General features: G+C 60.9%; 11 protein-coding genes. 2 read left to right on the top strand and 9 right to left on the bottom strand.

The genetic code is table 11. The features are described 5' to 3' along the window. Window positions 1-31: 31 nt before the first annotated feature. A complete protein-coding gene (locus tag FJ960_RS13235) occupies window positions 32-850 on the top strand; it encodes an SDR family oxidoreductase (protein WP_140714454.1) in 819 nt (272 codons plus the stop codon). Between the two features lie 76 nt (window positions 851-926). Here FJ960_RS13235 and FJ960_RS13230 read toward each other — a convergent pair whose 3' ends face one another. The 5 genes from FJ960_RS13230 to FJ960_RS13210 all read right to left on the bottom strand — a co-directional run bounded on the left by FJ960_RS13230 (window position 927) and on the right by FJ960_RS13210 (window position 6,714). After that, window positions 927-2,048, bottom strand: coding sequence for a substrate-binding domain-containing protein (locus FJ960_RS13230; RefSeq protein ID WP_181165902.1), 1,122 nt, complete (start codon window positions 2,046-2,048; stop codon window positions 927-929). Between the two features lie 323 nt (window positions 2,049-2,371). Then, entirely contained in the window at window positions 2,372-3,496 is a 1,125-nt protein-coding gene (locus tag FJ960_RS13225; RefSeq protein WP_140714450.1) for a Gfo/Idh/MocA family oxidoreductase, read from the bottom strand. After that, window positions 3,486-4,451, bottom strand: a complete 966-nt coding sequence (locus FJ960_RS13220) for a hydroxyacid dehydrogenase (protein WP_140714448.1) — start codon at window positions 4,449-4,451, stop codon at window positions 3,486-3,488. Before FJ960_RS13220 ends, FJ960_RS13225 begins: the two co-directional genes overlap by 11 nt. Next, entirely contained in the window at window positions 4,451-5,266 is an 816-nt protein-coding gene (locus FJ960_RS13215) for an aldolase/citrate lyase family protein (RefSeq protein ID WP_140714446.1), read from the bottom strand. Before FJ960_RS13215 ends, FJ960_RS13220 begins: the two co-directional genes overlap by 1 nt. A gap of 11 nt (window positions 5,267-5,277) precedes the next feature. Further along, a complete protein-coding gene (locus FJ960_RS13210; protein ID WP_140714444.1) occupies window positions 5,278-6,714 on the bottom strand; it encodes an NAD-dependent succinate-semialdehyde dehydrogenase in 1,437 nt (478 codons plus the stop codon). 280 nt (window positions 6,715-6,994) lie between these two features. Here FJ960_RS13210 and iolE point away from each other — a divergent pair, with 280 nt between their 5' ends. Further along, window positions 6,995-7,894, top strand: coding sequence for a myo-inosose-2 dehydratase (gene iolE / locus FJ960_RS13205; protein ID WP_140714443.1), 900 nt, complete (start codon window positions 6,995-6,997; stop codon window positions 7,892-7,894). A gap of 118 nt (window positions 7,895-8,012) precedes the next feature. Here the strand turns inward: iolE and FJ960_RS13200 are convergent, their stop codons facing one another. From FJ960_RS13200 to FJ960_RS13185, 4 genes are all read right to left on the bottom strand, one after another. After that, complete coding sequence (locus FJ960_RS13200; RefSeq protein WP_140661259.1) at window positions 8,013-8,783, bottom strand: ATP-binding cassette domain-containing protein; 771 nt, start codon at window positions 8,781-8,783, stop codon at window positions 8,013-8,015. Window positions 8,784-8,785: 2 nt separating this feature from the next. Next, window positions 8,786-9,862: an ABC transporter permease gene (locus FJ960_RS13195; protein WP_140509604.1), complete on the bottom strand. Its 1,077-nt coding sequence runs from the start codon at window positions 9,860-9,862 to the stop codon at window positions 8,786-8,788. Window positions 9,863-9,984: 122 nt separating this feature from the next. Beyond that, window positions 9,985-10,926: a sugar ABC transporter substrate-binding protein gene (locus tag FJ960_RS13190; RefSeq protein ID WP_140714442.1), complete on the bottom strand. Its 942-nt coding sequence runs from the start codon at window positions 10,924-10,926 to the stop codon at window positions 9,985-9,987. A gap of 391 nt (window positions 10,927-11,317) precedes the next feature. After that, entirely contained in the window at window positions 11,318-12,352 is a 1,035-nt protein-coding gene (locus FJ960_RS13185; protein ID WP_246672771.1) for a MurR/RpiR family transcriptional regulator, read from the bottom strand. Window positions 12,353-12,358: the final 6 nt, after the last annotated feature.

Below are 12,358 nucleotides of genomic sequence, written 5' to 3'. Positions count from 1 at the left end.
AAATTCATTGCAGACCGAGGAGGCCTTGAAAATGAACAGAGTCGATGGGAAATTCGCGGTGGTCACCGGCGGGACGCAGGGACTGGGCGCTGCGATCGCCATGCATCTCGCAGACGCGGGCGCGGCCGGAATTGTCACCTGTGGGCGCAACGCCGACAAGGGCGGCGCCGTCGCTGCAGCGATTGAGGCTAAAACGGGCTGCGTCGTGCGCTTCGTTCAGGCCGATCTGGCGAATGTGGCCGATTGCCGGACGGTGATTGAGGCCGCGGATACGGCCTTTGGGCGCGTCGATATCCTGGTAAATGCCGCCGGCCTTACGGACCGTGGTGACATCCTCAACACGAGCGAGGAGCTTTTCGACCGGATGTTCGCGATCAACACGCGCGCTCCCTTTTTCTTGATGCAGGAAGCAATTCGACGGATGGTCCGAGACAGTATCGAAGGTGCGATCGTGAACATTGGCTCTACATCAGCGCTCGCCGGGCAGCCGTTTATCGCATCCTACTGCGCCTCCAAGGGTGCTCTTGCCACACTGACGCGCAACACGGCGTTTGCAACGATGCGGAACAAGATCCGGGTCAATCAGCTGAATATCGGCTGGATGGCTTCCGACGGCGAGGATCGCATCCAGCGCGAGTATCACGGCGCAGACGCAAATTGGCTCGAAAAGGCTGCGGCCGAACAACCTTTTGAGCGCCTGTTGGCTCCTGCGGAGGTGGCCAAGGCCGTCGCATTTTTGGCTTCGGAGGATGCCGGGATGATGACTGGCTCGGTGATCAATTTCGACCAGTCGGTCTGGGGCGCCTACCCCTTCGCCCCTCCAACGCCTGTCGCCAAGCTGGCCATCTAGAGAGGCGACCTGGCGACAGAAGGATTCGCCACTTCGTCGCCAATCATCCTAACTCGCCGCAGAACACTGCGATCAATCAGAAGGTGGCGCAGTTGAAGCGGGTAAAAACCTGGCTTTGCGTAATTCGATTTACAGGCTGGATGCCTTGGCGCGCCGTCCGTATGCAATCTACCGATAGCGCAATTTCGCGATCGAAGTCGTGGCCGATCGTCACATCCATGATTCCCCGCTCGAGCAGAGAGCGGGAATTCGCGTTCAATTCGTGGCCGACAAAGACGGTCGAATTACTGAGACCTTCAGCCTCCAATGCGCGCCCAACCCCGAGGTTGGCCCCTGAAACGTTGTAGATGGCTGCCGGCGGACCGCTCTTTGCGATGTATCGCCGGACTGCCTCGTATATGACCTCAATACTCTCATTGGAGCTCACCCTCTCATCGATAGCGAGGGTTGAGAATTCGGATCGCAGGACGTGCCGGAATCCCTGCTCCCGATCTTGGTGGCAGCGAAACGGCACGCTGCAAACAAATAGGACTTTGCCGGCAGTCCCACGCGGGAGCATTCGGCCACACAGCCAGGCTGCCGTAGCCCCCGACACATATTGATCCGAGCCAACATAGGCTACTCGACCTGACAAAGGGAGATCGGTGGTCAGGCAGATCACCGGGAGGCCCCGTCCAGTGGCCGCCCTCACGGCATCGTTGATTGCTGGATGCTCTCTGGCGACCAGAATAATGCCATCGGACTTTTCAGCCGCGCTCTCGATCCGGCGCGCAAAGTCCTCAGGCTGGACGTCGTATGAAGCATACGACTCCGTTTCGATCTCAGTCGATGCATATTGCGCGCTGAAGTTCTTGGCGGCGGCTTCCGCAGCCTCGTTGAACGATCGTCCTGAGTCGGCAAGAAGAACGAGACGAAGCGGTTTTGAAATCTCGGGCAAGGTAATTCCACCCGCGCCGGACTGCCTGGCTTCCACAATTGAGGCGGACAGATGCTGTTGGAGAACTGATTGAAATTCCCGGTAGCCCGAAAATCCCAAGGTCTGGACAAAACGCACCACACTGGATGCGTTCACGCCGCAGCGACTGGCAACCTCGGAACCTGACAGAAGGGCTGTCTCGCCAAGGTTCGCGATGAAGAAATTCGCCACGCGACGCCCGCCTCTGCCCATGTTATCCTGAGCTGAGTTCAAGATAGTCATCAACTCGCCGGCAGACTGAGGCTTCGATCGTAAGTGGTCCATGCCTGATCCTTTTTCGATCACCCACAATACCGAAACTTTGCGATCGAGCAATATTCCTTGCAAAAACGCATGAATCGCTTCGGGGCGGCATTGGATTCGCCGTCATCCGGCTTCGCGCGATCCATCCTGTATCGGCAAAATAGGACGCGCCGATACCACCTATCTCATGGATTCTGGCTACGTGCGACGCCCACAGGATAAAGTTCCTGCCCTGCAAAACGCGCAAGCCCGTCGAATGAAGTTCTTCGGCGACCGCCCGGGCGCCGCATTCGAAATTGCCATCAAACTGTGCTGACCCAACGGCCTGCAGTCGCCGAGGTATGGATCGCTTCCACAAGTTCCTGGATGCGCTGTCCGGAGCGGAAGCTGAATGGCTCGGCGCGGATCCCGGCGATAGCTTCGAGAAACAGCGCGACCTCGATGGCCTTGAGATCGTTGAAACCAAGCTGATGGCCGGGGGCCACGCAAAACAGCCCATAGGGTGGATGATCAGGCCCGGCCTCAATACGACGGAAGCCGCGAACTCGACCGGCGTCCGCATTGGTGTAGAATTGCAGTTCGTTGAAGCGCTCCTGGCTGAAGGTCAGCGCACCTCTCGAGCCATATATCTCGAAATCGTGCTGCATTTTGCGGCCGCTCGCCACCCAACTCGCCTCGATGCTGCCGGTGGCGCCGCTGGCGAAGCGCAAGAAAGCCCGGCCGATGTCGTCGACCTCGACGGCGGTACGGCCGCCCTTGCCGTCCGGACGACTGTTGATGACGGTGACCTCGTCGCCAAGAACGCGCTCGATCGGGCCGAGAAGGAACTCGGCGGTCGCCAAGGCATGACTGCCGAGATCGGCCAGCGCACCGCCCCCAACCGGGTCGAGGCGAAAGGTGAAGGGACTTTCAGCATCGCCCATGTAGTCTTCGGCGTGGATTCCGCGATAGCTGCGGATTTCGCCAAGCTCACCGGTCGCGATGAGTTCACGGGCCAGGGCCATCATCGGATTGCAAAGGTAGTTGAACCCGACCTGGGTGCGCACGCCGGCAGCCACGGCAGCATTTGCCATCTCGGCGGCCTCGGCTGCACGCGGAGCAAGCGGTTTCTCGCAATAAACGTGCTTGCCGGCGGCGATAGCGGCCAGCGCCATCTCGCGGTGGAACGCGTTTGGCGCGGTGATGTCGACGAGATCGATGTCCGGATCGCCGACAAGGCGGCGCCAATCTCCGGTAGCGTTCTTGAAGCCGAGCGTCCGCGCGGCTGCGCCGGCAAGTTCTTCGGTACGGTCCGCGATGGTATGAAGCTCGAGCTCGAACGGAAGATCGAAAACACGTTCCGCTGCGGCGAATCCAAACGAATGGGTCTTGCCCATGAAACCGGTCCCGATCAGCCCGACCCGCAGCTTGGGCTTCTCATTTCCCATTGATTTCGGCCCCATTGACGACCAGCGCGGGATCGATCTTGCTTTCAAAAAAATCGAGGACGTTCTTGACCGACGACAGCGCCATGCGTTCCCCGCATTCAACGGTAAGACCGGCGATGTGGGGCGTGAGGATGACCTGATCCATCGCCAGCAACGGGTTGTCCGGCGTTGGCGGCTCCTGGTCGAAAACATCGAGGCCCGCGGCCGCAACCGTGCCGGTTCGCAGCGCCTCAATCAGAGCGAGCTCCTCGACCACGCCACCACGGGCGGTATTGATCAGGACGACGCCACGCTTGATGAGCTCGAATTCACGGGCACCGATCAACGGCCTCTCGCCTTTGGGCGCATGCACGGATATCGCGTCGGCACGGCCCAGCGCAGCGGCGAGGTCGCAGGCCGGCCTCACCGGACCATCCGGCCAGCCAATCTTTTCGAGAAACGGATCGTAGGCTTCAACCTCCATAGAAAAGCCGGCAGCCATGCGGGCAAGATGCCGACCTATCCGGCCGTAACCCAGGATGAGCAGCCGCTTGCCCGCAAGTTCTGACGCCTCGAGCTTGTTGCGCCAGTTCCATCCTTTTTCGCGGACGGCCCGATCGGCGCGCAGCGTGCGCTTGCTGGCAGCTAACAGCAGCATCATGGCGTGCTCAGCCACCGAGACCGAATTGACATCGCCGACGACCGCCAGCGCGATCCCGCGCTTATTGAGCGCCGGCAGATCAACCGAGTCGTAGCCGACCCCATGCCGCGAGACGATGCGGAGGTTGCGTGCCTTGTCGACCGTCGGCGCGGAAAGCGGCTGGGTGCGAATGACCAGCCCATCGGCCTTGCCGATCAGCGAGGCATAGCTTGGCTCGGAAACCTCCTCGACATAGTCGTAGGTTACGCCTGGCGTCCGATCGAGCAGGGCTATACCGCTTGGATGCAGTTTGCCGGCAACAAGCACGTGAGGCATCAGTAGCCCCCCTTGGCGTTGACGCTCTTGGCTGAGGCTCCAGCCATCAGGGCCCTGAACCGCTTGACGGCGGTTTCTGCGGCGCCGGCGAGTAAACGCACGTCATTGGAGACGGTGGTCATGTCGAAGCCCCATGCCACGGCGCGCCCGGCGTATTCGGGAGTGCCGCAGTGCAGCGCGGCGCGAATGCCGTGTTTGCGGCAGGCCCGCACAATGGCTTGCAAAGCCTCGATCATTTCCGGCTCTTCGCGATCGAAGGCCGGAGGCAGGCGACCGCCGTGCAGGCTGAAGGTCAGGTCGGCCGGCCCGACATAAATGCCGTCGAGTCCCGGCGTGGCCGCGATCGCATCGAGATTAGCCATCGCGTCTGCGGTCTCGACCATCGCGAAGGCAAGGATTTCGCCATTGGCTTCCGTTGCATAGTTGGCGCCGACCGCGAAATTGGCGCGGGTTGGCCCGAAAGAGCGCTGACCGGCCGGCGGATAGCGCACACAGGAGACAAATCGTGCGGCTTCCTCCGCGGTGTTGATCATCGGGCAAATGATCCCGTAGGCACCCGCGTCCAGCGCCTTCATGATGATGCCCGGCTCAAGCCAGGGGACGCGCACCAGCGGGGTGACGCCCGAGGCACGCATGGCCTGCAGCATGGGCAGCATGGCGTTGTAGTCTAGCGCACCGTGCTGCAGGTCGATGCCAATGCTGTCATAACCTTGCGCGGCCATGATCTCGGCGGTGAATGAGTTGCCTATGGAGAGCCAGCCATTGATGGTCGGACGGCCTTCGGCCCAGAGCTTCTTGAGGGTATTGGGGATCATGGCGGCAACCCTTAGAAAACGACCTGGGCGAGCTTGGTATCGAGGTAATCTGTGATCGACTCGATCCCCCCTTCCCTGCCCATGCCCGAAAAATTGGTACCGCCGAACGGCGCCTCCGAGGCAGCAAGTGCGAAGCTATTGATGCCGACCATTCCAGCCTTCAGCTCGGCAATCGCCCGGCGTGCACGCTTCGGGCTTTGCGTGAACGCATAGGCCGAAAGCCCCATATCGGAGGTGTTGGCGCGCTGCAGCGCCTCGTCGTCGCTGGAGAACGAGGTGATCGCCGCCACCGGACCGAAATTCTCCTCGGCGAAGACCGCCATGTCGTCGCTGACGTTGGTCAGCACCGTCGGCTCGAAGAAATGCCCGGCGTTGAAGGTCGCCGCACGGCGGCCGCCAGCGGCGATCGTTGCCCCTTGCCGTTCGGCCTCCGCGACTACGGCCTCGATGTCGGAGAGCCGTTTGCCGTTGATCAGCGGCCCCATCTGCACCGAGGGGTCGAGACCATCGCCAAGCTTCAGCGACTTGACCCGGGAGACGAACCCTTCAACGAATTTGTCATGCAGGCTTTCATGGATGAAGAAGCGGTCGGGCGTGACGCAGACCTGGCCGGCATTGGCATATTTGGTCGGCACGGCCACACCGAGTGTCGTCTCGAGATCGGCATCGTCGAAGACGATCAGCGGCGCGTTGCCGCCCAGCTCCATCGAGACCTTTTTGACTGTATCGGCGGCATCGCGGATCATCTGCTGACCGACCCGCGTTGAGCCGGTCAGGGACACTTTGCGGACTATTTTCGACGCCATGATGGGCGTGTAGGTGGCATCCGTCGGACCGACCAGCAGGCTGACCGCGCCCGCAGGCAGGTTGCCCGCTCGCATGCAGTCAATCATGACCATGGCCGTGCCCGGGGTTTGGCTCGAGGGACGCACCACGATCGAGCAGCCTGCGGCCAGCGCCGGCGCGACCTTGCGGGCCACGAGTGCTGCGGGGAAGTTCCAGGCCGTGAAGGCCGCGGCGACGCCGACAGGCTCATGCAGGACCTCGAAACGCCCGCCCGGGACACGGCTCTCGATGACACGCCCGTAGATGCGACGCGCCTCTTCGGCGTGCCAGCGGAATTGATCGACCGCGAGAGCCCATTCCCGCTCAGACTGCGCCAGCGGCTTGCCGGTCTCGCTGGAGATCATCCGCGCCCCTTCGTCCTTGCGGCGCAGCATTTCATCGGCAATGCGATGCAGGGCATCAGCCCGCTCGAAGGCGGATTTGGCTTTCCATGAACGAAACCCCCGTTGGGCACTTTCGAGTGCGTCGCGAGTGTCCTCCCCATTCGCGCAAGCTACCTCGCCGAGCGCCCTTTCGGTAACCGGACTGAATACCGGGGTTAGGCCTCCTCCGCCCGTTGAATGCCAGGCTCCGTCGATGAAAAGTCCGTAGTCGCCATACATCTGAGCATCCTGAAAACAGCACGAGACACGCCACGCAGACAGCGCGGCGGTCACAAGATTCCGGCATTGCGGGACGGGTGTTTCACTCCGTTTGGAGCACCCTCCGGCGGCGCTGATCCTCGGCATATCCGATGGACCGCGTGCCCTGCGCGAGTTGGCGCAGTCCTCCCTAAAACCGTATTGCAATAATCATTGCAGCATCTATTGATTTGTCAATAGACATTTCATAATAGATCGCAACGCAGCCATTTGCGTCCTCTGTGGAAGGAGAAATTAGAGCATGAAAGCCAAGCTTGGCATCGCGCCGATCGCGTGGTGGAACGACGATCTTGCGGAACTGAGTGGTGACATTTCGCTCGAGGGATGCCTTGCCGAAGCGCGGGAGGCTGGCTTTTCCGGCATGGAGACCGGGCGCCGATTCCCGATGGATGCAGGCGTGCTCGGACCGATCCTCGACACCTATGGCATGAAAGTCTGCGGGGGCTGGTTCTCGGGCTTGCTGCTTGATGGCGACATTGCCCGCGAGAAGGACCGCATTGCCAAACAGATGGCGCTGTTCAAGGCCGTGGGCGCGCCCTGTATCGTGTATGGCGAGACCGCGGGCACAATCCAGGGCGACCGCTCGGCGCCCCTCGCCACCCGTCGTCGCCTGAGCGAAGAGGAGATCAAGGCCTATGGCCGGAAGATAACCGCTTTCGCCGAATGGTGCGCCGAGCAGGGCATGCCAATCGCTTACCATCACCACATGGCGGCACCGATCGAATCCGAGCAGGACGTGGACCTGTTGATGGAGCATTCTGGTGAGGCGCTACCCCTTCTCTACGATGCCGGCCACATGGCCTTTGCCGGTGGCGACGTGCTGCGCGTGATCGACAATCACCACCATCGCATCAGCCACGTTCACACCAAGGATGTGCGCCAGCCCGTCATCGACGGGTTGGATCGCTCCCGCGAAAGCTTCCTCGATGCGGTCGTCAAGGGCGCCTTCACCGTGCCGGGCGATGGCTCGCTCGACTTCGAGGCCATCGTCAAACGGCTCGCCGGCCACGGCTATGAAGGCTGGTTTGTCGTCGAGGCCGAGCAGGACCCGATCAAGAACCCGCCGCTGGAAATGGCCAGGATCGGCCATCGCGAGCTGCTGCGCGTCATGGCATCGGCGGGCTACACTGTCGAGGGCTGACCCATGAACAGACGGACTGACCGACTTGCGTCATAACGAGTTCACGCAAGGTCCGGGCGCCGCCATCTGGTCGATGCCGGCGCCAGGGGTTCTTGCGGCATAGACGTCTTTTCCATTCTCAGGCGGCCTGCAACTCCGCCTCGCCGGTCTTGGCGCCGGTGATGTACGATACGATGTCCTGCCCGTCGGTATTCTCCTTGCGCAGATTGGCGACGATGCGGCCGCGCCGGAACACCACGATGCGATCGCAAAGGTCGAACACCTGGCGCATATTGTGGCTGATCAGGATCAGCGGCTCGCCATTGTCCTTCAGCGTGCGGATGATGTTTTCGACCTGCGCCGTCTCCTGCACGCCGAGTGCGGCCGTCGGCTCGTCCATGATGATCAGCTTGGAGGCGAAGGTCGCGGTCCTAGCGATCGCCACGCACTGGCGCTGGCCACCCGACATGTGGCGGATGGTGTTGGACAGATTGGGGATCTTCACCGCCGTGCGCACCAGCGCGGCTTCGGTCGCCTTGCGCATGTATTTGCGGTCGAGGATGGAGAATGGCCCCAGATTGAACAGTACTTTTTCGCGGCCGAGAAACAGGTTCGACGGCACGTCGAGATCGTCGGCCAGCGCCAGATTCTGGAACACCGTCTCGATGCCCGCCTCGCGCGCCTCGATCGGGCCGGCGAAATTCACTTCCTTGCCGTCGAACCAGACCTGGCCGCTGGTCCGCTGCTCGACGGCGGTGATCTGGCGCACGAAGGTCGACTTGCCGGCGCCGTTGTCGCCCATGATGGCGACATGCTCGCCCTTACGCAGCTCGAAGTTGGCGCCTTCCAGCGCATGCACGCCGCCATAGCGCTTGGTTAGGTTTTCGGTCTTCAGGACGATATCTGACATGGTCAAGCCCTCAATGCCCGCATGCGCTGGCGCCACTGATCGAGAACGACCGCGCCGACGATGATCACGCCCTTGACCATCTCCTGGTAGTAGGCGTCGAGGCGCAGGAAGGTGAAGCCGGAGATGATGACGCCGAAGATCAGCGAGCCGATCACCGTGCCGATGATGGAGCCACGGCCGCCCGACAGCGAAACGCCGCCGATGACCGCCATGGCGATCGCGTCGAGTTCATACATCACGCCCATGCCGGCCTGGGCGGTGAGATTCTTGGAAGAGAGCACCACGGCGGCGAGCGCGGCGAGTATGCCAGCGATGACGTAGACGAGGATCTTGTGGTTGGCGATCTTGATGCCCGACATGCGCGCGGCATCCTCATTGGAGCCGATCGCGTAGCAATGCTTTCCATATCTGGTGTAGGTCATGATCAGCTGGAACAGCACCGCCAGCGACAGGAAGATGATGACTGGCATCAGGCCCTTGCCGATCGCGGCGAAACTGTCTGTCGGGAACGAGATCGGCTGGCCCTTGGACCACCATTTGGCGATGCCGCGCGCGGTCACCATCATGCCGAGCGTGGCGATGAAGGGCGGAATGCGCGTGTAGGCGATCAGCGCGCCGTTGACGAAGCCGGCGAGCAGGCCGCAGCCGATCGCCACCAGCACCGGCACGATGACAGGAAGGTCGGTCCAGCCCTGCGCCAGGAACATCGCCTTGGGATTCGGGTTGCCGTTGACGGTCGCGACCTGGGCGAAGCTCATGGCGATCATGGCGGTCGCGCCGACGATCGAGCCCGAGGACAGGTCGATGCCGCCTGTAATGATCACCTGCGTGACGCCGATGGCGATGATGCCGACGATCGACACCTGCAGGATGATGATCTGCAGGCGGGCCTCGTTGAAGATGCCGGAGACGTCGCTGCGGGTGTTGAACAGGAAGCTGTCGCCGAGAAAGATGCGGCCGATCAGTTCGAAGATGACGACAAGGATGACGAGCGCCAGGAAGACGTTGAATTCGGCCGGCCATGTGCGCTTCTTGGCGTCATAGCTGACCCCGCCGACGCCGTGAGATGTCTGTGCCACGTCTTTGATCCTCCCGCCAGCCGAGATCGCCCTCCCGTCGCGGTCGCGCGACAGGAGAAAGGCGGAGCGGCGCTGTTGTTGTTTGAGCTTAAGCGCCGCCCCCTATCTAGCGGTCTGCTACCTCAGTTCTTTTTCAGGAACTTGTCGATGTTCGCGGGGGTCACCAACTGGAATGGGATGTAGACCTTGTGTTCGACTTTCTCGCCCTTGGACAGCTTGAGTGCCGCATCCAGCGCACCCGCGCCCTGGCCGGCCGCGTCCTGGAACACGGTTACGTCGAGGTCGCCGGCCTGCATGGCGGCAAGCGCGTCCTGAGTGGCGTCGACGCCGCCGACGACGACTGCCTTCATGTCGATGTTGGCGGCCTTCATCGCCTGGATAGCGCCGATGGCGCTTTCGTCGTTGTTAGCGATGACGCCGTCGAACTTCTTGCCGGTCGACAGCCAGTTGGTCATCAGGTTCTGGGCCTGGTCGCGATCCCAGTTCGAGGTCTGCTTGTCGATGATCTTGATGAAGCTGCAGTCCGGCGTGGCGATCACCTCTTCAATGTCCTTGGTGCGCTGCACGGCGGCCTGGTTGGAAAGCTCGCCCATGATCACATAGACATTGGCTTCCTTCTTGCCGGCTTCCTTGAACAGGCGGCAGACTTCCTTGGTTTCGAGCGTGCCGGAATCAGCTTCGTTGGAAGCGACAAAGGCCTGGTTGTCGGGCAGCTTGTCGACGTTGACCGGTTCGCGGTTGACATAGACCAGCGGAATCTTGGCCGCGGCGGCCGCATCCGACATCGCCTGGGTGGCCGAGGTGTCGACCGGGTTGACGATGATGGCATCGACGCCCGAAGCGGCGAAGTTCTTGATCTGGTCGAGCTGTTTGGCGACGTCGTTCTGTGCGTCCTCGACCTGCAGCTCGACGCCGCTCATGCCCTTGGCCTGCTCGATCATGCCGTTGCGCAGCACGGTGAGAAAATTGTCGTCGAACTTGGCCATCGAGACGCCGATCTTGGCGGCCATGGCCGATGAACTCATCAGCGCCGCGAAGGCGACGCCCAAAATCAGTTTCTTCATTGTGTCACTCCTCCACCTATTGGTGTCCGGCTGCACCGATTGAACCGGAATCCCCGATCTCCCCGGGGAATCTCTCCGCCTCTCATTACGGTCTTGAAGCCACTATCCCGATATTCGATGGCAAAAGAAAAGGATTGCCCCGCGCTTAAGCCAGCGGTGCTCCTTAGATCGATCCGCAACGATAATTGCAGATCATGCATATTCTGCAACGAACTGTGAGTCAATTCGCTTTCAATTTTCTTTTAGGAGAGAACCGATCTGCAAAATTCATTGCGAGAGCAGAGCGCATTGTCTGCCTGCTCTGCAATTGAACTTATGCTGCCACCGCGTGTATCTCTGCCATGGTAAGGGGCAAAAATAGCACTGGAAGCCGACCGGCGAGGTAAGAGGGCTATTGCCCGGTGACTATCGGGATACGCGGGTCAATGCCGTTGTTCTGCAAGCGCGCCGCCAGCGCCACGGTTAGCGCCTGAGCAAGGCACATCGGGGCCGCGAGCGATCTTGAAAACGTGTATTCGTGCTCTGGGACAGCAAAAAGCACGCGTGCGCCCTTGGTCAGCGGCGACAGGGTGCTGTCCGAAATCGCCACGATGGGAATGCCCCTGCTGGCAACCTCCTCCACAACATTCACGACCTCGTTTGCATAGAAGCGAAACGACACCGCGAAAAGCACATCCTGCGGGCGGATCGCACGAGCCATGTGCGTGGCCAGCCCGCCGCCAGGGTCCAGCAACGTGCATCGCTTACCCAGCATCGTCAATATGTAGCGCAGGAGTTCCACCACTGGCGCCGAGCGCAATTGCCCGATCAAATATATGACGTCGGCTTTCTCCAGAAGATTGACCGCTTCGGCCAAGTCCTCCGGCGGGATAGCTGTCAGCATCTCCTGCAGCGAGGCGATGTCACGGACCACCAGATCGTGCATCAAAGCGAATTCGCTGCGGTCGGTTCGCGCCCCCAGTTCCGTCTCCAGCGCCTTGATGCGCGCCTCAAAGCCGGGCGCCGCGGTGGACAATCGCTTCTGGAAAAGGGTTTGCAGATCCTTGAAACCCTCATAGCCCAGTGCCTGGCCAAAGCGCACGAAGCTCGATGCGTGAACGCCGCTGCTTTCAGCGATCGCGTTCACGGATCGCACCGCGACATCATTCGGGTTCTGCGTGAGATACAACGCTATCTTCTGGTATGACTTACTCATCTGCTCATACCGATCGTGGATCAAGCGGATGAGTTCCTCGTAGTCCTTTGGGGCTTTGACTTTCTCTTCCACGACCGACATCCTTGCAATTTTCGTTGCATGATGGCTTTTTTGCCCTTGGTTTACCAGTGTTGAAATTACACGTTGAAAACCGGTGGTCCGAGTCTGCGTTACCTTCTGCAATGGCGCTTGCAAAAAATCAAAATTTGCAATAAGAATTGAATTCATCATTCGGCA

The sequence above is a fragment of the Mesorhizobium sp. B2-3-11 genome (assembly GCF_006442215.1).
Lineage (GTDB): Bacteria > Pseudomonadota > Alphaproteobacteria > Rhizobiales > Rhizobiaceae > Mesorhizobium > Mesorhizobium salmacidum.
Note: the sequence above shows the minus strand (reverse complement) of the source record. Positions and strands in the feature narration are given on the sequence as shown.

What these genes read in the sequence shown, in the direction of transcription:
- FJ960_RS13235 (WP_140714454.1), top strand. Translation starts at nt 32, where the DNA reads ATGAACAGAGTCGATGGGAAATTCGCGGTGGTCACCGGCGGGACGCAG.
- FJ960_RS13230 (WP_181165902.1), bottom strand. Translation starts at nt 2,048, where the DNA reads ATGACTATCTTGAACTCAGCTCAGGATAACATGGGCAGAGGCGGGCGT.
- FJ960_RS13225 (WP_140714450.1), bottom strand. Translation starts at nt 3,496, where the DNA reads ATGGGAAATGAGAAGCCCAAGCTGCGGGTCGGGCTGATCGGGACCGGT.
- FJ960_RS13220 (WP_140714448.1), bottom strand. Translation starts at nt 4,451, where the DNA reads ATGCCTCACGTGCTTGTTGCCGGCAAACTGCATCCAAGCGGTATAGCC.
- FJ960_RS13215 (WP_140714446.1), bottom strand. Translation starts at nt 5,266, where the DNA reads ATGATCCCCAATACCCTCAAGAAGCTCTGGGCCGAAGGCCGTCCGACC.
- FJ960_RS13210 (WP_140714444.1), bottom strand. Translation starts at nt 6,714, where the DNA reads ATGTATGGCGACTACGGACTTTTCATCGACGGAGCCTGGCATTCAACG.
- iolE (WP_140714443.1), top strand. Translation starts at nt 6,995, where the DNA reads ATGAAAGCCAAGCTTGGCATCGCGCCGATCGCGTGGTGGAACGACGAT.
- FJ960_RS13200 (WP_140661259.1), bottom strand. Translation starts at nt 8,783, where the DNA reads ATGTCAGATATCGTCCTGAAGACCGAAAACCTAACCAAGCGCTATGGC.
- FJ960_RS13190 (WP_140714442.1), bottom strand. Translation starts at nt 10,926, where the DNA reads ATGAAGAAACTGATTTTGGGCGTCGCCTTCGCGGCGCTGATGAGTTCA.
- FJ960_RS13185 (WP_246672771.1), bottom strand. Translation starts at nt 12,352, where the DNA reads ATGATGAATTCAATTCTTATTGCAAATTTTGATTTTTTGCAAGCGCCA.